The sequence below is a fragment of the Lentzea sp. NPDC042327 genome (assembly GCF_040647275.1).
GTDB lineage: Bacteria > Actinomycetota > Actinomycetes > Mycobacteriales > Pseudonocardiaceae > Lentzea.
This window is the reverse complement of sequence record NZ_JBEZBX010000002.1, coordinates 529,778-549,796: the sequence shown is the minus strand read 5'-3', so window position 1 is coordinate 549,796 and position 20,019 is coordinate 529,778. Positions and strand designations below refer to the sequence as shown.

20 protein-coding genes are annotated in these 20,019 nt (G+C 70.1%); 12 read left to right on the top strand and 8 right to left on the bottom strand.

The window, feature by feature from the left end; all coding sequences use genetic code 11:
- Positions 1-11 precede the first annotated feature (11 nt).
- Positions 12-1,349, top strand: coding sequence for a 3' terminal RNA ribose 2'-O-methyltransferase Hen1 (locus AB0A63_RS06505; RefSeq protein WP_360386004.1), 1,338 nt, complete (start codon positions 12-14; stop codon positions 1,347-1,349).
- Positions 1,349-3,817: a polynucleotide kinase-phosphatase gene (locus tag AB0A63_RS06500; RefSeq protein WP_360386003.1), complete on the top strand. Its 2,469-nt coding sequence runs from the start codon at positions 1,349-1,351 to the stop codon at positions 3,815-3,817. The genes AB0A63_RS06505 and AB0A63_RS06500 overlap by 1 nt, the downstream gene beginning before the upstream one ends.
- Before the next feature lie 48 nt (positions 3,818-3,865).
- Here the strand turns inward: AB0A63_RS06500 and AB0A63_RS06495 are convergent, their stop codons facing one another.
- The gene (locus AB0A63_RS06495) at positions 3,866-4,087 is read right to left on the bottom strand and encodes a hypothetical protein (RefSeq protein ID WP_360386678.1); all 222 of its coding nucleotides are present in this window, start codon (positions 4,085-4,087) and stop codon (positions 3,866-3,868) included.
- A gap of 29 nt (positions 4,088-4,116) precedes the next feature.
- A complete protein-coding gene (gene mca, locus AB0A63_RS06490) occupies positions 4,117-4,986 on the bottom strand; it encodes a mycothiol conjugate amidase Mca (RefSeq protein WP_360386001.1) in 870 nt (289 codons plus the stop codon).
- Between the two features lie 96 nt (positions 4,987-5,082).
- Between mca and AB0A63_RS06485 the strand changes: the two genes are divergently transcribed.
- Positions 5,083-5,505: a DUF4307 domain-containing protein gene (locus tag AB0A63_RS06485; RefSeq protein WP_360385999.1), complete on the top strand. Its 423-nt coding sequence runs from the start codon at positions 5,083-5,085 to the stop codon at positions 5,503-5,505.
- A gap of 184 nt (positions 5,506-5,689) precedes the next feature.
- Positions 5,690-6,187, top strand: a complete 498-nt coding sequence (gene greA, locus AB0A63_RS06480) for a transcription elongation factor GreA (protein ID WP_360385997.1) — start codon at positions 5,690-5,692, stop codon at positions 6,185-6,187.
- A gap of 24 nt (positions 6,188-6,211) precedes the next feature.
- Here greA and AB0A63_RS06475 read toward each other — a convergent pair whose 3' ends face one another.
- The gene (locus AB0A63_RS06475) at positions 6,212-6,721 is read right to left on the bottom strand and encodes an Lrp/AsnC family transcriptional regulator (protein ID WP_360385995.1); all 510 of its coding nucleotides are present in this window, start codon (positions 6,719-6,721) and stop codon (positions 6,212-6,214) included.
- 74 nt (positions 6,722-6,795) lie between these two features.
- Here AB0A63_RS06475 and hppD point away from each other — a divergent pair, with 74 nt between their 5' ends.
- Both hppD and AB0A63_RS06465 read left to right on the top strand, forming a co-directional pair.
- Entirely contained in the window at positions 6,796-7,977 is a 1,182-nt protein-coding gene (hppD, locus tag AB0A63_RS06470) for a 4-hydroxyphenylpyruvate dioxygenase (RefSeq protein ID WP_360385994.1), read from the top strand.
- Between the two features lie 54 nt (positions 7,978-8,031).
- Complete coding sequence (locus AB0A63_RS06465) at positions 8,032-8,280, top strand: hypothetical protein (protein ID WP_360385992.1); 249 nt, start codon at positions 8,032-8,034, stop codon at positions 8,278-8,280.
- Between the two features lie 259 nt (positions 8,281-8,539).
- Here AB0A63_RS06465 and AB0A63_RS06460 read toward each other — a convergent pair whose 3' ends face one another.
- The 3 genes from AB0A63_RS06460 to AB0A63_RS06450 form a co-directional block, all read right to left on the bottom strand.
- A complete protein-coding gene (locus AB0A63_RS06460) occupies positions 8,540-9,685 on the bottom strand; it encodes a cystathionine gamma-synthase (RefSeq protein ID WP_360385990.1) in 1,146 nt (381 codons plus the stop codon).
- Positions 9,686-9,781: 96 nt separating this feature from the next.
- Complete coding sequence (locus tag AB0A63_RS06455) at positions 9,782-10,861, bottom strand: RDD family protein (RefSeq protein WP_360385988.1); 1,080 nt, start codon at positions 10,859-10,861, stop codon at positions 9,782-9,784.
- A gap of 88 nt (positions 10,862-10,949) precedes the next feature.
- The gene (locus AB0A63_RS06450; protein ID WP_360385986.1) at positions 10,950-12,320 is read right to left on the bottom strand and encodes a cystathionine beta-synthase; all 1,371 of its coding nucleotides are present in this window, start codon (positions 12,318-12,320) and stop codon (positions 10,950-10,952) included.
- Between the two features lie 115 nt (positions 12,321-12,435).
- On the opposite strand from AB0A63_RS06450, the gene AB0A63_RS06445 reads away from it, so the two are divergent.
- From AB0A63_RS06445 to AB0A63_RS06435, 3 genes are all read left to right on the top strand, one after another.
- On the top strand, positions 12,436-13,308 hold the full coding sequence (locus AB0A63_RS06445) for an SGNH/GDSL hydrolase family protein (protein WP_360385984.1): 873 nt from the start codon (positions 12,436-12,438) through the stop codon (positions 13,306-13,308).
- 92 nt (positions 13,309-13,400) lie between these two features.
- Complete coding sequence (locus tag AB0A63_RS06440; RefSeq protein WP_360385982.1) at positions 13,401-14,621, top strand: acetyl-CoA C-acetyltransferase; 1,221 nt, start codon at positions 13,401-13,403, stop codon at positions 14,619-14,621.
- Between the two features lie 167 nt (positions 14,622-14,788).
- Positions 14,789-15,001, top strand: coding sequence for a hypothetical protein (locus tag AB0A63_RS06435; protein WP_360385980.1), 213 nt, complete (start codon positions 14,789-14,791; stop codon positions 14,999-15,001).
- Here the strand turns inward: AB0A63_RS06435 and AB0A63_RS06430 are convergent.
- Together AB0A63_RS06430 and AB0A63_RS06425 are read right to left on the bottom strand one after the other, a co-directional pair.
- Positions 14,998-15,411 carry a GNAT family N-acetyltransferase gene (locus AB0A63_RS06430; protein WP_360385978.1) on the bottom strand — a complete coding sequence of 138 codons (414 nt, stop codon included), beginning with the start codon at positions 15,409-15,411 and terminating at the stop codon, positions 14,998-15,000. The genes AB0A63_RS06435 and AB0A63_RS06430 overlap by 4 nt on opposite strands.
- Positions 15,412-15,481: 70 nt before the next feature.
- Complete coding sequence (locus AB0A63_RS06425) at positions 15,482-16,285, bottom strand: Bax inhibitor-1/YccA family protein (protein ID WP_360385976.1); 804 nt, start codon at positions 16,283-16,285, stop codon at positions 15,482-15,484.
- Between the two features lie 354 nt (positions 16,286-16,639).
- On the opposite strand from AB0A63_RS06425, the gene AB0A63_RS06420 reads away from it, so the two are divergent.
- From AB0A63_RS06420 to AB0A63_RS06410, 3 genes are all read left to right on the top strand, one after another.
- On the top strand, positions 16,640-18,004 hold the full coding sequence (locus tag AB0A63_RS06420) for a hypothetical protein (RefSeq protein WP_360385974.1): 1,365 nt from the start codon (positions 16,640-16,642) through the stop codon (positions 18,002-18,004).
- Positions 18,001-18,702: a class F sortase gene (locus tag AB0A63_RS06415; protein WP_360385972.1), complete on the top strand. Its 702-nt coding sequence runs from the start codon at positions 18,001-18,003 to the stop codon at positions 18,700-18,702. The genes AB0A63_RS06420 and AB0A63_RS06415 overlap by 4 nt, the downstream gene beginning before the upstream one ends.
- A gap of 82 nt (positions 18,703-18,784) precedes the next feature.
- The gene (locus tag AB0A63_RS06410) at positions 18,785-19,921 is read left to right on the top strand and encodes a polysaccharide deacetylase (RefSeq protein ID WP_360385970.1); all 1,137 of its coding nucleotides are present in this window, start codon (positions 18,785-18,787) and stop codon (positions 19,919-19,921) included.
- The last annotated feature ends 98 nt before the right edge of the window (positions 19,922-20,019 follow it).

Here is a 20,019-nt window from a genome sequence, read left to right as displayed (position 1 = left end):
GACTCGACCGGGTGTTGCTCACCATGACCACCACCCACCGGCCGGCGACCGACCTCGGTCACCTGCTGCACAAGCACCCGGACCGGGCCCAGTCGTTCACGACGAGCTCGGGTGTCGCGCACGTCTTCTACCCGAAGGCGACGCACGAGGAGTGCACGGTCGCCCTCCTGCTGGAGGTCGACCCGGTCGCGCTGGTGCGAGGTCCCGGCAGCACGCTCACCCAGTACGTCAACGACCGCCCGTACGCGGCCGGGTCGTTGCTCACGGTCGCGCTCGGCAGCGTGTTCCGCACCGCCATGAACGGCCGCAGCGACAGCTACCCGGAGCTGGCGCGCACGCCGATCCCGCTGGTGGTCCGCATTCCCGCGCTGCCGCACCGGCTCGCCGACCGGCTGTTCACGCCGCTGGGCTGGACCGTCGAGGTCGACGAGCACGGCGACTCCCGCTACGGCGACGTCACGCTGACCGGCACGGTCAAGCTCAGCGACGCGCTCCGGCACCTGTACGTGCTGCTGCCCGTGCTCGACGGCGGCAAGCACTACTGGGTCGCCGCCGACGAGGTCGACAAGCTGCTCAAGGCCGGTGACGGCTGGCTGGCGCGGCACCCGGACAAGGAGCTGATCACCACCCGGTACCTGGCGCGCAAGCGGCCGCTGGTGCTGTCGGCGCTGGAACGGCTCGCCGAGGTCGACGAGGTCGAGCCGGAGGAGCTGGACAACGCGCTGGCCGAACCGGAGGTCTCGCTCGCCGCGCAGCGCAAGGTGGCCGTGGTCGAGGCGCTCAAGCAGGCGCGGGCCAAGCGCGTGCTCGACCTCGGCTGCGGCGGGGGCGCACTGCTTCGGGTGCTCGTCGACGAACCCGAGTTCACCGAGCTGCACGGCGTCGACGTGTCCGCGAAGGCGCTGCAGGAGGCCGCGCGCAAGCTGAAGCTCGACCGCGTGAACGACCGGGCGCGCGAGCGGATCACGCTGCGGCAGTCGGCTCTGACCTACGCGGACCCCGAGCTCGCCGGGTACGACGCGGCGGTGCTGATGGAGGTCGTCGAGCACGTCGACCCGTCGCGGCTGCCCGCGCTGGAGCACTCGGTGTTCGTGGTCGCGCGCCCGGCGACGGTCCTCGTGACCACGCCGAACGTGGAGTACAACCCGCTCTTCGACACGTTGCCGGAGGGCCGGTTGCGGCACTCCGACCACCGTTTCGAGTGGACTCGCGCGGAGTTCCGGGAGTGGGCGGGAGGTGTGGCCGCACGACGCGGTTACACCGTGCGACATGTGCCGATCGGGCCGGAGGACGCCGAACGTGGCGCACCGACCCAGATGGCCGTGTTCAGCCTGGGGGCGGAGAACTGATGGAACTGAAGATCCCGGACCTGTGCCTGGTGGTGCTGGTGGGCGCCTCCGGCTCGGGCAAGTCCACGTTCGCGCGCAGGCACTTCCTGCCCACGCAGGTGCTGTCCAGCGACTACTTCCGCGGGCTCGTCTCCGACGACGAGAACGACCAGTCGGCGTCCGCGGCGGCGTTCGACGTGCTGCACCACGTCGCGGCGAAGCGGCTGGAAGCCGGCAAGGTCACCGTGGTCGACGCGACCAACGTGCAGGCGCCCGACCGCGCGAAGCTGGTCGAGATCGCGAAGCGCGCGAACGTGCTGCCGGTGGCGATCGTGCTGGACACGCCGGCCGACGTCTGCCTGCGGCGCAACGCATCGCGGCCGGACCGCGACTTCGGCGCGCACGTCGTGAAGCGGCACCGGGCCGCGTTGCACCGGTCGTTGAAGCATCTGGGCAAGGAGGGCTTCAAGCGCGTGCACGTGCTGCGCTCGGAGTCCGATGTGGACAACGCGACCGTCGTGCACGAGAAGCTGCTCAACGACCTGCGGCACGAGACCGGCCCGTTCGACGTGATCGGTGACGTGCACGGCTGCCGCGCCGAGCTGGAGGAGCTGCTCACCGAGTTGGGCTACGCGCTGGTCCGCGACGAGGAGGGGCGCGCGGTCGACGCGCTGCCGCCGGGTGACCGCAGGGCCGTGTTCGTCGGCGACCTGGTCGACCGCGGCCCGGACACGCCCGGTGTGCTGCGGCTCGTCATGGGCATGGTCGCGAACGGCCACGCGCTGAGCGTGCGCGGGAACCACGAGGAGAAGCTGGTCCGCGCGTTGCGCGGGCACAAGGTGACGGTCCGGCACGGGCTGGAGAAGTCGCTGGAGCAGCTCGCGCACGAGCCGGAGGAGTTCCGCCTGGCTGCGCAGAAGTTCTGCGACGGGCTGATCGCGCACTACGTGCTGGACGACGGCAAGCTCGTCGTGGCGCACGCGGGCCTGCCCGAGCGCTACCACGGCCGTGCGTCGGCGAAGGTGCGCAGCTTCGCGCTCTACGGCGACACGACCGGCGAGACCGACGAGTACGGCCTGCCCGTGCGGCTGCCGTGGGCGAACGACTACCGCGGCTCCGCGATGGTGCTGTACGGGCACGTGCTGGTGCCCGAGGCCGAGTGGGTCAACAACACCATGTGCCTGGAGACGGGCGTGGTGTTCGGCGGGAAGCTGACCGCGTTGCGCTACCCGGAGAAGGAGCTCGTCTCCGTCAAGGCGCACCAGGTCTGGTACGAGAACGACCGGCCGTTCCCGCCGCCGGTCGCCGAGCGCGCGCCGGACGTGCTGTCGCTGACCGACGTCACCGGCCTGCGCCGGATCGAGACGTCGGTGATGGGCGCGGTGACGGTGCGCGCGGAGCAGTCGGCCTCGGCGCTGGAGGTGATGAGCCGGTTCGCGATCGACCCGCACGACCTGCTGTACCTGCCGCCGACGATGGCGCCCACGGCGACCTCGCGGCGCGAGGACGTGCTGGAGCACCCCTCCGACGCGTTCGCCGAGTACCGCGCGGCCGGTGTCGCGCAGGTCATCTGCGAGGAGAAGCACATGGGCTCCCGCGCGGTGCTGCTGGTGCGCGAGGAGGGCGGGGCGGTGTACACGCGCACCGGCCGCGCGTTCTTCGACGGCGCGTTGGGCGAGGAACTGCTCGACCGGGTGCGGGAGGCCGTCCGGCCGCTGTTCGCCGAGCTCGCCACCGACTGGCTGCTCCTCGACGCCGAGCTGCTGCCGTGGAACGCCAAGGCCTCCGGCCTGATCCGCGAGCAGTACGCGGCGGTCGGCGCGGCGGCCGGTGGCGCGCTGCCGGTGGCGGTCGAGGCGTTGTCGGCTGCGGCGGCCCGTGGTGTGGACGTGTCGGACCTGCTGGCGCGTACTTCGCGTCGTGCCGCGAACGCCGTTGCGTACCAGGAGGCCTACTCGCGCTACTGCTGGCCCACGAACGGTCTGGAGGGCGTGCGGATCGCACCGTTCCAGCTGCTGGCGGCGGCCGGGCAGACGTTCCACGACCGCTCGCACCTGTGGCACCTGGAGAAGCTGGGTGCGCTGGAGGGTCCGCTGTGGCAGCAGACTCGGCACCTCGTGGTCGACGTCACCGACGAGTCCTCGGTGGCGCGCGGGGTCGGGTGGTGGGAGTCGCTGACAGCGGACGGCGGTGAGGGGATGGTCGTCAAGCCGCTGGCGAACCTGACCCGGCGGGCACAGCCGGGCGTGAAGGTGCGCGGGCGCGAGTACCTGCGGATCATCTACGGCCCCGACTACACCGAGCCGGCGAACCTGGCCCGTCTGCGCAAGCGCAGCCTCGGCCGCAAGCGCGGGCTGGCGTTGCGCGAGTACGCACTGGGCATCGAGGCACTGGAACGGGCAGCACGCGGCGAGCCGTTGTGGCGCGTGCACGAATGCGTGTTCGGCGTGCTGGCACTGGAGTCGGAACCGGTGGACCCGCGACTGTGACGGCCGGGACGCACGCCTGCATCCTGGCGGGCGTGCGCCGGAACCCGGTCAGTCCTTCTTCGGCGCCTTCGCCGGCTCCGCGGTCTCCGCCGGCTCGTCGAACGACGCGGGCAGCTTCCTCAGGTGCTTGTTCATCGAGCGCACCAGGAAGAACACGGCGACGAAGAACAGGATGAGCAGGACGAGGCCGACCGGGGAGGACTTGCCGAAGTCCTCCCCCTGGCCGCCCTTGTCGTCGTTCGTGTTCGACGGCTGCTGAACAGCGACGATCGCAACCGTGTCGGTCCAGGGGTTCACCCCTAGACCTTAACTCCGGCGAACAGGTCGTCTTCGGGCAGCGTCGAGTCGACCTGCGAGCGCACGAGCTCGTACTCCTCGGTCGGCCACACCTCGACCTGGATGTCCATCGGGATGGCGAACCAGCGGCTGGTCGGGTCGATCTGGGTGGCGTGGGCCTTGAGGGCCTCGTCACGGACGTCGAAGTACTCGGAGCACTGGACGCGGGTGGTGACGCGGTCCATCACGTCGGGACGGGCGGCGTCCCAGTTCGCGAGCCACTCGGTGTAGGGCGACTCCAGGCCGCGGGCCTCCAGCGCCTCGTGGAACGCCACCAGCTTCGCGCGGGAGAACCCGTGCGAGTAGTAGACCTTCACCGTGTCCCACGCCCCGCCGAGCTCCGGCTTGTACGAGGCGTCGGCGGCCGCGTCGATCGCGGCCATCGAGATCTCGTGCGTGCGGATGTGGTCGGGGTGCGGGTAGCCGCCGTTCTCGTCGTAGGTGACGATCACGTGCGGGCGGAAGTCGCGGATCGCCTCGACCAGCGACGGGACCGACTCCTCCAGCGGGACGAGGGCGAAGCAGCCCTCGGGCAGCGGCGGCTTCGGGTCGCCCTCGGGCAGGCCGGAGTCCTTGAAGCCCAGCCAGCGGTGCTGGATGCCGAGGATCTTGGCCGCGTTGGCCATCTCCTCGCGGCGGACCTCGATGATGTTCTCGAGCACGTCCGGCTTGTCCATCGCCGGGTTCAGAATGCTGCCCGCACCACCGTCGGTGCAGGTCACAACCATGACGTCGTGCCCTTCCGCGATGTAGCGGGCCATCGTGGCCGCGCCCTTGCTCGACTCGTCGTCGGGATGTGCGTGCACTGCCATAAGGCGCAGCTTGTCGGCCATGACCCCCGTGGTCCTCCTGTGTGAACGGTCCTGCGACACTCAACAACTGAACGTCGAGCACCATTGTTCCCCAGAGGCTTGAGGAGGCGCGGGATAGTGGCACAGCGCGCTCTCCCCGAGGGGCGGTACGGCAAGAGCAGCCGCGCGGCGATGCCCAGGCTCGCGCGGTGGGCGTTACTCGCCGTAGCCGTGGTGGTCGGTGCGGTCGTCGCGTTCGTCGGTTACCGAAATCTCGGCACAAAACCGATCGAGGCCGAACAGACGGCGTTCCAGATCCTCGACAGCGAGCGGGTGCAGGTCACTTTCCAGGTTTCCCGAGACCAACCGGAGCGACCGGCCGTCTGCATCATTCGGGCCCGGTCCAAGGACGGGGACGAAGCGGGTCGGCGTGAAGTTCTGATCCCGCCGGGGAATTCGACCGTTGTCGAGACAACTGTTGTTCGCGGTTCGAAGCCGCCGGTCACCGGCGAAGTGTTCGGCTGCTCCTACCAGGTTCCCGCCTACTTGTCCACGACCTAGCGGCCAAGCGGGTGATCTGCGGTTTAAGCGGCGAGATGAGGAACAAATCGCCGTCGCTGAACGTTGTCTCCGTGTTACTATTGCAGCTCAAGCACGGCCCCGGCGCGGGCCGTGTTTTTCCGTTCCGGGCTGGCGGCCCGGGAACTATCTGGCACACACGCGTGCGCCGGAGCAAGACGAGGAGTTGGTGACCGTGAGCGACACCCAGGTGACCTGGCTGACCCAGGAGGCCTACGACCGGCTCAAGGCTGAGCTGGACGAACTGATCGCGTACCGCCCGGTCATGGCTGCCGAGATCAACGCTCGTCGCGAAGAGGGCGACCTCCGCGAGAACGGCGGCTACCACGCGGCTCGCGAGGAGCAGGGCAAGCAGGAGGCGCGCATCCGCCAGCTGCACGAGCTGCTCCAGGCCGCGAAGGTCGGCGAAGCTCCCACCACGAAGGGTGTCGCGGCACCGGGCACGGTGCTCACGATCCGCTACGAGGGCGACGACGAGACCGAGACCTTCCTGCTGGCGACGCGGGAAGAGGGCGCGCACGGCGAGATGGAGGTCTACTCCCCGTCCTCACCGCTGGGCAAGGCGCTGAACGGCTCGAAGGACGGCGAGACCGTCGAGTACGAGCTGCCCAACGGCAAGCTCCAGAAGGTCACGCTGATCTCCGCGGTGCCGTACTCCGGCTGATCACACGACGTTGCGGAGGGGCGGTCACTGCGGTGACCGCCCCTTCACGCGTTCCAGGAGCGGTCGCACCCGCGGCGGCACCGGCGTGGAGAGCGCGATGGAGGTCGACAGCCTGCGCACGTGCGGCACGTCGACGATGTGGTCGACCACGCGCTGCAGGTCCGCGTTGGACCGCGCGACCATCCGCACGAAGAGGTCGCCCTGCCCGGTCGTGGCGTGCACCTCGCACACCTCGCTGATCGCGGCCAGGCCCTCGCACACCTCCTGCCGGCGGCCCTGCGCGATCTCGACCGTCGCGAACGCGGTCAGCCCGTAGCCCATCGCCCCCAGGTCCAGCGCGGGCGGGAACCCGGTGAGCACACCGCGGGCGGTCAGCCGGTCCAGCCGGGCCTGCACGGTGCCACGTGCGACACCGAGCCTGCGGGAGCATTCGAGGACGCCCAGCCGCGGCTCGTCGGTGAGGAGCAGCAGCAGCCGTGCGTCCAGTTCGTCGACTGTCTGGTCAGAGTGCTCACTCTGCTGGTCTTCGGCCACGCATCACTGTACAAAATGCGCAGCGAAATTGAAGACTGTTGCTCACCCTGTCGGGTCATCTCATGCTGATGAGCATGACGCAGCAGCTTGACGACGTGAGCTACGACCAGCTCCGGCAGCTCGTGGGGTTGGTCGACTACGACGCGACCAAGGACCCCTTCCCCGTGCGCGCCATGGACGCCGTGGTGTTCGTCGCGGGCAACGCGACCCAGACCGCCTGGCTGTACCAGGTGGCGTTCGGCATGGAGCTCGTGGCCTACGCGGGCCCCGAGACCGGCCAGCGCACCCACAAGTCGTTCGTGCTGAAGTCGGGCTCGGCCCGCTTCGTGATCCACGGCGGCGTGCAGCCCGGTTCCCCGCTGCTCGACCACCACCGCAAGCACGGCGACGGCGTCGTCGACCTGGCGCTGGAGGTCGGCAACGTCGACCAGTGCATCGAGCACGCCCGCAAGCAGGGCGCGACCGTGCTGGAGGAGCCGCACGACGTCTCCGACGAGCACGGCACCGTCCGGCTCGCGGCCATCGCGACCTACGGCGAGACCCGCCACACGCTGGTGGACCGCTCGAAGTACACCGGCCCGTACCTGCCCGGCTACGTCGCCAGGACCTCGACCGTCAAGCGCCCGGAAGGTGCGCCGAAGCGCCTGTTCCAGGCCGTCGACCACTGCGTCGGCAACGTCGAGCTCGGCAAGATGGACTACTGGGTCGAGTGGTACAACCGCGTCATGGGCTTCGTGAACATGGCGGAGTTCATCGGCGACGACATCGCCACGGACTACTCGGCGCTGATGAGCAAGGTCGTCTCCAACGGCAACCACCGCGTGAAGTTCCCGCTGAACGAGCCGGCGATCGCGCGGAAGAAGTCGCAGATCGACGAGTACCTCGAGTTCTACGAGGGCGCCGGCGTCCAGCACATCGCGCTGGCCACCAACGACATCATCAAGACCGTCACCGCCATGCGCGACGCGGGCGTGGAGTTCCTCGAGACCCCGGACTCCTACTACGACGACCCCGAGCTGCGCGCCCGCATCGGCGAGGTCCGCGTGCCGATCGAGGTCCTCAAGGAGCACCGCATCCTGGTTGACCGCGACGAGGACGGCTACCTGCTGCAGATCTTCACCAAACCGATCGGCGACCGCCCCACCGTGTTCTACGAGCTGATCGAACGGCACGGCTCGCTGGGCTTCGGCAAGGGCAACTTCAAGGCGTTGTTCGAGGCCATCGAGCGGGAACAGGAGCGCCGCGGCAACCTCTGATGCGCGTTCCCCGGTAGGCTGCCTTACGGGGGACTCACATCGTGGGGAGGTGGCATGGCACTCGTACGACGCGTGGCCGCGGTGATTCCGCTGGTCGGAGCCGTGACCACGGCTGCGGCGCTGACCGGCGCGGCGTTCCTGACCGTGGCCCACGCGGGTTGCGACGAGGCCGGCCGCTTCGTCCGCACCGGCGAGTCGATCGAGTTCGTCGGCGGCTGCGTCAACGGCGCCGACCTACCGGCGGCGCCCACAGCCGACACCGCGGACAACGTGGACAGGTTCGGCGGCTCGAAGAAGCCGTAGTAGCGCTGAGGGCGTCTGCAAGTACCACCAACTCCACGTTGGCCGTACTTGCAGACGCCCTCTTCCCGTTGCTCGGAGTGCACGCGGGGCCCTTTCGTGCACCAGGAGCGCACGCGGGGAGCTTTCGTACTCCTGGTGCACGCGGGGAGCTTTCATGCTCCTGGAAGTGCACGCGGGGAGCTTTCGTGCACCAGGAGCGCACGAAAGGCCCCCGCGTGTAGTGAGGCCCCGCGTGCGGTGGGGCAGCAGAGGGCAGGGGTTAGCCGAGGGCGGCCAGCAGGTCGGACACCAGGTCGTCGCCCGACTCGATGCCCACCGAGACGCGGACCAGGTCGGCGGGGACCTCCAGCATCGAGCCCGCGGTCGAGGCGTGCGTCATCTTGCCGGGGTGCTCGATCAGCGACTCGACGCCGCCGAGCGACTCGGCCAAAGTGAAGAGCTTGGTGCGCGCGCAGACCGCGAGCGCCGCCTCCTCGCCGCCCTCGACGAGGAACGAGATCATGCCGCCGAAGCGGCGCATCTGCTTGGCCGCCACCGCGTGGCCGGGGTGCGACTCCAGGCCGGGGTAGATGACCTTCTTCACGCGCGGGTGGCGGGTGAGGGCCTCGGCGACCAGCTCGGCGTTGTCGGAGTGCTTCTCCATGCGCAGCTCGAGCGTCTTGAGGCCGCGCAGGGTCAGGTAGGCGTCGAACGGGCCGGGGACCGCGCCCGCGCCGTTCTGCAGGAAGCCGAACGCCGCGTCGGTCTCCTCGTCGGAGGTGACGAGGGCGCCGCCGACGACGTCGGAGTGGCCGCCGACGTACTTGGTGGTGGAGTGCAGCACCACGTCGGCGCCGAGCTCCAGCGGGGTCTGCAGGGCCGGGGACGCGAAGGTGTTGTCCACCACCAGCTTGGCGCCCGCGGAGTGGGCGACCTCGGCGATCGCGGCGATGTCGCCGATGTTCAGCAGCGGGTTGGTCGGCGTCTCGATCCACACGAGCTTCGTGGCCGGCGTGATGGCGGCGCGGATCGCGTCGACGTCGGAGACCGGGGCCGGCGAGTGGGTGACGCCCCACTGCGAGAAGACCTTGTCGATCAAGCGGAACGTGCCGCCGTAGGCGTCGTTCGGGATGACGATGTGGTCGCCGGGCTTGAGGAACGCGCGCAGGGCCGTGTCGGTGGCACCCATGCCCGACGAGAACGCACGGCCGAAGCGGCCGCGTTCCAGGGAGGCGAGGGCGGTCTCCAGTGCGCGGCGGGTCGGGTTGCCGGTGCGCGAGTACTCGAAGCCCTGGCGCAGCCCACCGACGCCGTCCTGGGCGTACGTCGACGTCGCGTAGATGGGCACGTTCACCGCACCCGTGGTCGGGTCCGGGTCCTGACCGGCGTGGATCGCCCTGGTCGCGAAGCCGTATGGGGTGCTCATGTCCGAAGGGTACTCACCCGTCCGGCCGCCGACCGGCAGGAGTGCGGAACAGAACAACCCCCGGTCACGGGGACCGGGGGCTGTTCTGGTGAGGTCTTACCAACCCTGCTGCTGGCCGTAGCCCTGCTGCGGCGGCTGGCCGTAGCCACCCTGCTGCGGGTAGCCGCCGGTGCCCGGCTGCTGGAAGCCGCCGGTGCCACCGCCGTACGGCGAGGCCGTCTCCGGGGCGTTGATCACGATGGTCTTCATGATCTTGTCGGCCCAGGTCTGGTTCTTCGGCTCCCACAACGGGGCGAGGAAGCCCGCGTTGCACGGCAGCGAGTCGACGACGTGGCACAGCTGGCGCACGAAGGTGGTGCCGGCGCCGAGCGGCTGCAGCGTCTCCTCGGAGACGAGCTTGATCTTGGCGATCTTCTTGCCGATCGTCTGGCCGGTCGCGCCCTGCCTGATGATCAGGTTCCAGATGTAGAACCCGAACAGCGCCAGGTAGAGCACGATGCCGATGATCGCGAAGATCCACGCGGCGTCGGGGCCGATGCCCGCGCCGACGAGGCCCAGCACGAACGCGACGAGCCACACCACGACGACCGGCGCCGCGACGTCGATCAGGTAGCCCACGAACCGCGAGCCCCACTCGGCGTAGCCGGTGGGAGGCGGCGGCGGGAAGCCGGGAGCGCCGCCGTAGGAGGGCTGGCCGTAGGGCTGCTGCTGCGGCTGGCCGTACGGCGAGCTCTGCGGAGCGCCGTAGGGCTGCTGCTGGTGCTGCTGCGGCTGGCCGTACGGGCTCGACTGCGCGGGCTGGCCGTACGGGTTGGACTGCACGGGCTGCCCGTACGGGTTCGACTGCGGAGCGCCGTAGGCGGGCGGCTGCGGAGCACCGTACGGGGGCGGCTGCTGGGCGGGGAACCCGCCGGAGCCGGGACCCTGTGCCGGGAAACCGCCGGAGCCGGGAGCGCCGGCCGGGGGCACCTGCCCCGGGCTGACGACCTGGGTGGCGTCCGCGTTCTGCTGCGGCGCGGCAGGCGTCTGACCAGGCGAGACGACCTGCGTGGCGTCCGGGTTGTGGGACGCCTGCGGCTGCCCACCTCCTGGGACGACCTGCGTGGCGTCCGCGTTTGGCTGCTCGTGCTGCGGCTGACCGCCGAACGGATTTCCTGGCGGCTGCGGAGCGTTCATCCGGTTTCCAACCCCCTTGGCTGGGCCGTGTGTGTATGAGTCTGGTTGATCTGGGGCGTCACGCTATCGGACGTACGGCCTTCTACGTTCAGCGACCAGCCAAGAAACCGAGAATGTCCTGCCTCGTCACGACACCGGCGGGCTTTCCGTCCTCCAGCACCAGCGCGCCGTCGGCGTGGGTCATGGCGTTCATGGCCACACTCACCGGCTCACCGGCGCCCAGCGTGGGCAGCGGGGCGCCCATGTGCTTGTCGAGGCGGTCGGCCAGCTGGGCCTTGCCGGTGAACAGCGCGTCGAGCAGGTCGCGCTCGTTGACCGCGCCGGCGACCTCGGCCGCCATGACCGGCGGTTCGGCGTTCACGACGGGCATCTGCGAGACGCCGAACTCGCGCAGGATCGCCACCGCGTCGCCGACGGTCTCGTTCGGGTGCGCGTGCACCAGGTCGGGCAGCTGGCCGCCCTTGCGGCGCAGCACGTCGCCGACGGTCGCGCCGGTCGAGTCGGGCGGCAGGAAGCCGTAGGAGGCCATCCAGCGGTCGTTGAAGACCTTCGACAGGTAGCCGCGGCCGCCGTCGGGCAGCAGCACGACCACGACGGCGTCCTCGGGCAGGTCCCGCGCGATGCGCAGCGCCGCGGCGGCGGCCATGCCGCAGGAGCCGCCGACGAGCAGGCCCTCCTCGCGGGCCAGGCGCCGGGTGACGTCGAACGAGTCCGCGTCGGAGACCTCGACGATCTGGTCGCAGACGGTCTTGTCGTAGGTCTCCGGCCAGAAGTCCTCGCCGACACCCTCGACGAGGTACGGCCGGCCGGTGCCGCCGGAGTAGACCGAGCCCTCCGGGTCCGCGCCGATGATCTTCACCGCGCCGTCCGAGACCTCCTTGAGGTAACGGCCGGTGCCGGAGATCGTGCCGCCGGTGCCGACGCCCGCGACGAAGTGCGTGATCTTGCCCGCCGTCTGGCGCCACACCTCGGGGCCGGTCTGGTGGTAGTGGCTCGCCGGGTTCTCCGGGTTCGCGTACTGGTTGGGCTTCCACGCGCCGGGGATCTCGCGGACCAGCCGGTCGGAGACGTTGTAGTACGAGTCCGGGTGCTCGGGCGCGACGGCGGTCGGGCACACCACGACCTCGGCGCCGTAGGCCTTGAGGACGTTGCGCTTGTCCTCGCTGACCTTGTCGGGGCACACGAACACGCACTTGTAACCCTTGCGCTGGGCGACCAGCGCGAGGCCGACACCGGTGTTGCCCGAGGTGGGCTCCACGATCGTGCCGCCGGGCTGCAGCTCGCCGGACTTCTCGGCCGCCTCCACCATGCGCAGCGCGATGCGGTCCTTCACGCTGCCGCCCGGGTTCAGGTACTCGACCTTGGCCAGGACGGTCGCCTTGATGCCCGAGGTCAGGGAGTTGAGCTTGACCAGCGGCGTGTTGCCCACCAGGTCGACGACGTGCTCGACGTACTCCACCGCTGTACTCCCCACTCCCACTCTCCGAGATAGCGCACGAAGCGTAGCTCTAGTGGCAGCGGAGGTTGATTCGAACGGTGATGCCGACGATTCCAGGGGAGAGGGGGTGGTGCGGATGCTCGGCACGGGACACCTGCGCGCGGCCGCCATGACCGCCGCGACGCTCGGCGGGCTGTCCGGGGCGCTCGTCGGGCTGCTGAACGAGCAGGGCAGACGGGCCCGCGTGGCCATCGGCGTGCTGGAACACCTGTGGCCCGCACCCGACGGCGTGTACCGCGACGACGGCCGGGACCCGCTGCGGCTGGCGGTGCTCGGCGACTCGATGGCGGTCGGCGTCGGTGTGACGCACCCCTCGCAGATGCCGGGCGTGTTGCTGGCCGGGGCGCTGGCCGAGGAGGCGGACCGGCCGGTGCGGCTGTCGACGTACGCGATCAGCGGCTCGACGACCCGCGACCTGGTGCCGCAGGTCGACGCGGCGCTGCCGGGCGAACCGCAGGCGGCGCTGGTCATCATCGGCGCGAACGACGTGACGACGCGGACGCGGGTGCGCGACTCGGCGGCGTTGCTGGGCGAGCAGGTCCGCCGGCTGCGCGCCGCCGGGTGCGGTGTCGTGGTCGGCACCTGCCCCGACCTCGGGATCGTGCGGCCGATCCCGCAGCCGCTGCGGGCGATCGGGCGGCGGTACAGCCTGCGGCTGGCGGCGGCGCAGACGGCGCAGGTGCGGCGGGCGGGCGGCGTCGCGGTACCGCTGGGGAACCTGCTGGCACCGGAGTTCACCGCGCGGCACGCCGACATGTTCAGCTCCGACCGCTTCCACCCCAGCGCCGCCGGCTACGAGGCGGCAGCCGGTGTGCTGCTGGCGCCGTTGTGCCGGGTGGCGGGGTTCCTGCCGGAGTGGGCGGCGGCGCCGGTGCCGTTGCGCTCGGCGGCGGCGCTGGCGGTGGGCGCGTCGCGGTGGCCCGCGTGGCTGCACCGGCGGCACGCGTGAGTTCCGGAAATCCTCGTCACGTGCGCTGGCCGGGGTGAGCGGGCGTTAACTAGGCTCGGCTGCGACCTTGACCCCCAACGAGGAGCTCCCCGATGCCTGAGGCCGTGATCGTCTCCGCCGCCCGCTCCCCCATCGGCCGCGCGGGCAAGGGCTCGCTGAAGGACGTGCGGCCCGACGACCTCGCCGCGCGGATGGTGAAGGCGGCGCTGGACAAGGTGCCGCAGCTCGACCCGGCGCAGATCGACGACCTGATGCTCGGCTGCGGCCTGCCCGGCGGCGAGCAGGGCTTCAACATGGCGCGCGTCGTGTCCGTGCTGCTGGGCCACGACACCCTGCCCGGCACGACGATCACCCGCTACTGCGCCTCGTCGCTGCAGACCACGCGCATGGCCCTGCACGCCATCAAGGCGGGCGAGGGCGACGTGTTCATCTCCGCGGGCGTCGAGACGGTGTCGCGCTTCGCCAAGGGCAGCTCCGACTCGTGGCCGGACACCCACAACCCGCTCTTCGCCGACGCCGAGGCCCGCACGGCCTCCGTCGCCGCCTCCGGCGCCTCGACGTGGGACGACCCGCGGGTGTCCGGTGCCCTGCCGGACGTCTACGTCCCGATGGGCCAGACCGCGGAGAACCTGGCACTGCTGAAGGGCGTCTCCCGCAAGGAGATGGACGAGTTCGGCGTCCGTTCGCAGAACCTCGCCGAGAAGGCGATCGCAGACGGCTTCTGGGCCCGCGAGATCACCCCGGTGACGCTGCCCGACGGCACTGTCGTCTCCACCGACGACGGCCCGCGCGCCGGCGTCACCTACGAGGCCGTGTCGCAGCTCAAGCCCGTGTTCCGCCCGGACGGCCGGATCAACGCCGGCAACTGCTGCCCGCTCAACGACGGCGCGGCCGCCCTCGTGGTCATGTCCGACACCAAGGCCCGCGAACTCGGCATCACGCCGCTGGCGCGGATCGTCTCCACCGGCGTCTCCGGCCTGTCGCCGGAGATCATGGGCCTCGGGCCGGTCGAGGCCTCGAAGCGCGCGCTGGCGCTGGCGGGCCTGTCGATCTCCGACATCGACCTCGTGGAGATCAACGAGGCGTTCGCGGCCCAGGTCATCCCGTCCTACCAGGACCTCGGGATCGACCTGGACCGGCTGAACGTTAACGGTGGCGCCATCGCCGTCGGCCACCCGTTCGGCATGACCGGCGCGCGGATCACCACGACCCTGATCAACTCGCTCCAGTTCCACGACAAGCAGTTCGGTCTGGAGACGATGTGCGTGGGCGGTGGCCAGGGCATGGCGATGGTGCTGGAACGCCTCAGCTGATCCTGGACCGATTCCAAGATCTGCAATTTGCCACTTGCAAGTAGCTCCGTTTCACCCGAACGGAGCTACTTGCCCACCACCGTTCTGCCGATGACCTGAATCGTCCAGCAATGGCGTCATCGGGCGAGGGGAAGTCCGTCCCTACCGACGAGTCAGGAGGTTGGGACATGCCCTATGTGTGGTGGCAAAGCGAATACGACCTGCAATGCCACGCGTTCTCGCTCGACCAGGCCCGTGGTTCCCGCCGCAGTTTCTACGAGGCGGTGTGCGAGCACTCGGTGCCCGATGAACGGGTGTCGCGTTCGCAGGTGGGGGCCCTCTGCACGGACTGCCTGATCAAAATCGGCACCGAGCTGCCGGACGTGCGCTGGCGGGTCTAGCGCACGAGCCGCATGCCGACCGACGCCGGGGCGCTCTCGGTGAAGCCGTGCCGTTCGTAGAGACGACGGCCGGGCGGGTCGGCGAGCAAGCTGACGTACGCGTCGGGCGAGTGGTCGCCGATGCGGTCCAGCAATGCGGTCATGATCGCGTCACCGATGCCTTTGCGCTGGTGGCGCGGCAACACCGCCATGTCGATGATGTGGAAGTACCAGCCACCGTCGCTCAGCACGCGACCCATGCCCACGGTTTCACCTGATTCCGCGTGAATCGCGCGAACAGTGGCCCACGCGCCGTTGATGCCGTTCTCGGCTTCCTCACGACTGCGCGCGCTCAGGCCGGATTCCTCGCGCAGGCGCAGGTAGTCGTCGACGGTCGGCGGACTCATCTCCAGGCGGTACCCGTTTTCCACGCGACCCAGCCTACAAATGCAGAAGGGCGCCCCGCCGCAGCGGAACGCCCTCCGATCGGATGCCCGGACGTCAGTCCGAGTTGAAGTACGAGAGCAGGCGCAGGATCTCGGTGTAAAGCCACACCAGGGTGACCGTGAGACCGAACGCGATCTGCCACGCGAACTTGGCCGGCACGCCGGCCCGGATCGCCTGGTCCGCGGCGTCGAAGTCGATCAGGAAGCTGAACGCCGCGAGGCCGATGCAGACGAGGCTGAAGATGATCGCGAGCGTGCCGCCGGAGCGGAGGCCGAGGCCGCCGGTCGTGAAGAAGCTCATGATCAGGTTGAAGAGCATCAGGACGGCGACGCCGATGATCGCGCCGGTGATCCACTTCGTGAACTTCGGCGTGACGCGGATCGCGCCGGTCTTGTAGACGACCAGCATGCCGGCGAAGACGCCGATCGTGCCGATGATCGCCTGGCCGATCACCACGACACCCTGGCCGGGGTTGCCGGTCCAGCCGTCGATCAGCCGCCCGATGATCCCGCTGAACGCGCCGAGGAAGACACCCTCGACGGCGGCGTAGGCGATGACGAGGGGCGGGCTCGGGACGCGCTTGAACGAGATGATCAGCGCGAGCACGAGTCCGATGATCGCGGCCGGGAACAGCAGTACCCAAGCCTGCATCAGGTAGGTGATGACGGCGGTGACCGCCACCACGGCCAGCGTGATGCCGGTCTTGGTGACGACGTCGTCGATCGTCATCGGCCGCTCGCTGGTCAGCGGCGGCGGGGCCTGCTGGTAGCCGGCTTCGGGCTGTCCGAAGCCTGCATAGCCTCCGTACCCGCCGCCGGTCGGCAGGTTACGGAAAGCCGGGTTGCTGCTGGAGCGCACCTGGTCCTCCTGGGGCGTTGCTTTACGCCGTCACGGGTACAACGAGCACGCTGGGTGCCAGGTTCCCCGTCGGTAAAGCCGACTTTACTCGCACAAGCGATCACACGTGCGCTAATAGTGTGCGAACTCGCGCGAAGACTCCGGAGCGTGACCTGACCACGGCGTGTCGCGGCGTGTCCGGCCCCGTGCGCGTAACGCCGATCACATAACATTCACGATCACACCCTGCGCAGCGCCCTAGTTCCCCCTCGTGGCGGCTTGTCCCCGAAGTGGGCTACCGACAAGCTCGCACGCGGGATATGTACAGGTCAGAGGGGACCACGATTCACCATGGGCTGGAAACGTCTTGCCGCAGTGGCTGCGGTCTCGGGGCTCGCGCTCCTGACCGCCCCCGCGACGGCGACAGCGGTCGGTGTCAAGGGCATCGGCTACAACGCGACAGAGGTCCAGCCCAACGCCACCACGGGTTCGGAGTGGCACGGGTCGTACGTGTGGCAGGACAAGCACGTGTGGTGCGTGCAGTACGCCCTGCCCGCTCCCGACAGCGCGGTGGGCTACCAGCCCGGTGACGAGCTGCTGACGAAGGCGGGCAAGAAGCTCGCGCCCGACGTGGCCGCGAACATCTCCTACCTCCTGCTGCGCTACTCCACGACCAAGTCGGCGGAGGAGGCGGCGGCGCTCGCGCACCTGCTGCACAGCTGGACCGCGGCGCCGGACGGTGCGGTGAACTTCGACGCGAAGGACCCGCGCTACCTCGCCTACAACGCCGAGTGGTACGCCGCCCGGCTGCCCGCGCCCGTGCTGGAGGCCGTCGCGCGGATGCGGGCCGACGCCGAGGCCAACCGCGGCCCGTGGAAGCTCGCCGCGACCGCGCCGCAGGAACCGCTCGTCATCGGCACCGAGTCGACGTGGACCGTGTCGCTGCTCAAGCAGAACGACAAGGGCGTCTCCGGCGCGCCGATCAGCTTCGCGCTGACCGACGCCACGCTCGTCGACGGCAGCGCGGAGGGCAAGGTCACCACCGACGCGAACGGCAGCCCGGTCGCGCTCAAGGTCGTCCCCACCGGCCCGAAGCCGGCGATCGCGGTCACCGCCGACTCCCCCGCGGACAAGCCGGTCGTGCACCAGCCGATCCAGACCGAGAACATGCAGCGGATCGTCACCACCGGCGGCGAGAAGAAGCTGACCGCCGCCGCCAACGCCCAGGCCAAGACCGCTCCGGGCGCCGTGAAGATCACGAAGATCGACTCGGAGACCAAGAAGGCCATCGCGGGCGTCGCGCTGCGCGTCACCGCCAAGGACCAGACGAGCCCCGCGCTCAAGCAGGACGACAGCCCGCTGGTCGGCACGGACGGCAAGCCGCTGGTGCTGCAGACCGGCGCCGACGGCACGGTCGAGGTGCCGGACCTGCGCACGCCGCAGGAGATCTGCCTCGTCGAGGTGGCCGCGCCGAAGGGGTATGAGGAGTTCTTCGACGCGAAGGCACCACCGGCCGCGTGCGGGTCCGTCGGCCCCGGCTCGACGCTCGCGCTGGAGCTGGTGAACAAGCCGAACACCCCGGTCGTGCCCAGCACGATCCCGGCGGGCACGGAGGGCAGCACGCCGGTCGCGACCGCGTCGTTCGACTCGCAGCTGCGCCCCGGTCTGCTGCTCTCGGTGGGTGGCCTGGTGCTGCTCGGCGGGGCACTGGCAGGCTTGCTGGTGTGGCGCAGGCAGTGAGTTCCCGGGCTTTCCTGACCGGCGTGCTGGTGGTGGGCGTCGCCGCCACCAGCGTGCTGGTCACCTCGTCCGAGACCGACGTCCTCGCGGGACGGCCGGTCGCGGACGAGATCCCCGTGGTCGGGCCCGGTCCTGTCGGCGACAGCATGAGCACCGGCAGGGGCGCCGACCTCACCGGGTTGATCGGCGGCGCGAACACCGGCAACGCCAAACCGGTCGAGCCCGCACCACCGCAGCAGCAACAGCCCGCGCCGCCCAAGGCCGGTCCCGGTTCGGTGCGGCTGCCCGCCGGTGGCTCGGCCACTCTGGTGCGGCGCGAGGTCAAGGACGGCGTGCTGCCGGTGCCCGACGGCATCGGCGAGGCGACCTGGTGGGGCACCGAGCTGGCGGGCGCCGAGGGCGCGACCGTGCTGGCCGGGCACGTCGACTGGAAGGGCGCGAAGGGACCGTTCGCCGAGCTGTGGCAGGCGCAGAACGGCCGTGAGGTCGTCGTCGCCGACAGCGCGGGCGAGGAGTTCCGGTTCAAGATCCGGCAGATCGAGACGGTCCGCAAGGAGGAGCTGCCGGCCCGCGCGCTGGAGCTCTTCGGGCCGCGCGGCCCGCACCGGCTGGTGCTGGTCACGTGCGGGGGTACCTGGATCGGTGGGCAGCAGGGCTACGAGGCGAACCGAGTGGTGATCGCCGACCCCGTCAGGTGACCAATCGCCTCCCCGGCGCAACCCGTTCGGGTGACCGATCGTCTCCTACTGTGTGAAGCGCTGGGGATGGTTGACCACGGGCGTGGCTCTGGCACTGGCACTCGTGCTGGTGATGACGCTGAGTCCGCACGACGACCCGGACCAGCAGGCGGAGAACGGCCCGCTGCCGATGGCGCCCCGCCTTCCGACTCCGAAGGAGTCCGGACCCGCACCGCGGGTGCCTGGGCCCACGCCGGAACAGCTCGCGAAGCAACCGTGGATGCACAAGCTGGCTCAGGGTGAGAAGCCGCCGCAGTTCGTGCTCTTCTCCTTCGACGGCGCGGTGTCCAAGCAGCACTGGGACAAGGTGCTCCCGGTCGCCAGGCAGACGGGCGCGCACGTCACCGGCCTGCTGTCCGGCGTGTACATGCTGGCCGACCAGGACCGGACGCTGTACCAGCCGCCCGCGGGTCTCAAGCGGGGCCGGTCGGACATCGACTTCGGCGGCAGCAGGCAGGACATCGAGGCCAGGATCGGCTACCTGAACCAGGTGATCGCCGACGGCCACGAGATCGGCACGCACTACAACGGCCACTTCTGCTCCGGTGGCAGCCAGCCCTCGGTGGACAAGTGGGACAACGCCGCCTGGAACGCGGAGCTGGCGCAGTTCCGCCTGATCGTCGACAAGGCGCGGTCCGAGGGCTTCCGGTTGCCCGCCGACGCGGTCCGGGGTGGACGGACGCCGTGCCTGGAGGGCAACTGGGACGAGGCCTTCCCTGCGATGGCCGCCCACGGCCTGGTCTACGACACCAGCCAGGTCGCGCTCGGCGTCCAGTGGCCGTCCGTCCAAAGGGGACTGTACGAGTTCCCGATGCCCGAGGTGCGCGTCCCCGCGCTGGGCCGGCAGGTCGTGATGATGGACTTCAACCTCTGGTACGCGCTCAACGGCGCCAAGGAGGAACCGGCGCGCGCCCCGGAGTTCACGCAGATCGTCGTCGACACGTACCGGTCGGTGTACCGGGCGGCGCTGAACGGCAACCGCGCGCCGCTGGTGATCGGCAACCACTTCAACGAGTGGAACGGGTCGGCGTTCTCCACGGCGATGGAGCAGTTCCTCGGCGAGGTGTGCGGCAAGCCGGAGACGGTGTGCGCCACCTACACCGAGGTCATCCAGTGGATGCAGCTGCAGGACCCGGCGGTCCTCGACCAGCTCCGCCGGATGCCCGCCGCCCGCAACTGACCCCACCTCCCGACGTCACCCACTCGTGTCCGCCTACGGCACGCGGGGACCCTTCGTACCCCAGAAGCGCACGAAAGGTCCCCGCGTGCCGAAGCAGC

Excerpts from the sequence above, each read along its gene's own strand:
- AB0A63_RS06455 (WP_360385988.1), bottom strand. The coding sequence starts at position 10,861 with ATGAACGCTCCGCAGCCGCCAGGAAATCCGTTCGGCGGTCAGCCGCAG.
- AB0A63_RS06500 (WP_360386003.1), top strand. The coding sequence starts at position 1,349 with ATGGAACTGAAGATCCCGGACCTGTGCCTGGTGGTGCTGGTGGGCGCC.
- AB0A63_RS06465 (WP_360385992.1), top strand. The coding sequence starts at position 8,032 with ATGGCACTCGTACGACGCGTGGCCGCGGTGATTCCGCTGGTCGGAGCC.
- AB0A63_RS06445 (WP_360385984.1), top strand. The coding sequence starts at position 12,436 with ATGCTCGGCACGGGACACCTGCGCGCGGCCGCCATGACCGCCGCGACG.
- AB0A63_RS06440 (WP_360385982.1), top strand. The coding sequence starts at position 13,401 with ATGCCTGAGGCCGTGATCGTCTCCGCCGCCCGCTCCCCCATCGGCCGC.
- AB0A63_RS06460 (WP_360385990.1), bottom strand. The coding sequence starts at position 9,685 with ATGAGCACCCCATACGGCTTCGCGACCAGGGCGATCCACGCCGGTCAG.
- mca (WP_360386001.1), bottom strand. The coding sequence starts at position 4,986 with ATGGCCGACAAGCTGCGCCTTATGGCAGTGCACGCACATCCCGACGAC.
- hppD (WP_360385994.1), top strand. The coding sequence starts at position 6,796 with ATGACGCAGCAGCTTGACGACGTGAGCTACGACCAGCTCCGGCAGCTC.
- AB0A63_RS06435 (WP_360385980.1), top strand. The coding sequence starts at position 14,789 with ATGCCCTATGTGTGGTGGCAAAGCGAATACGACCTGCAATGCCACGCG.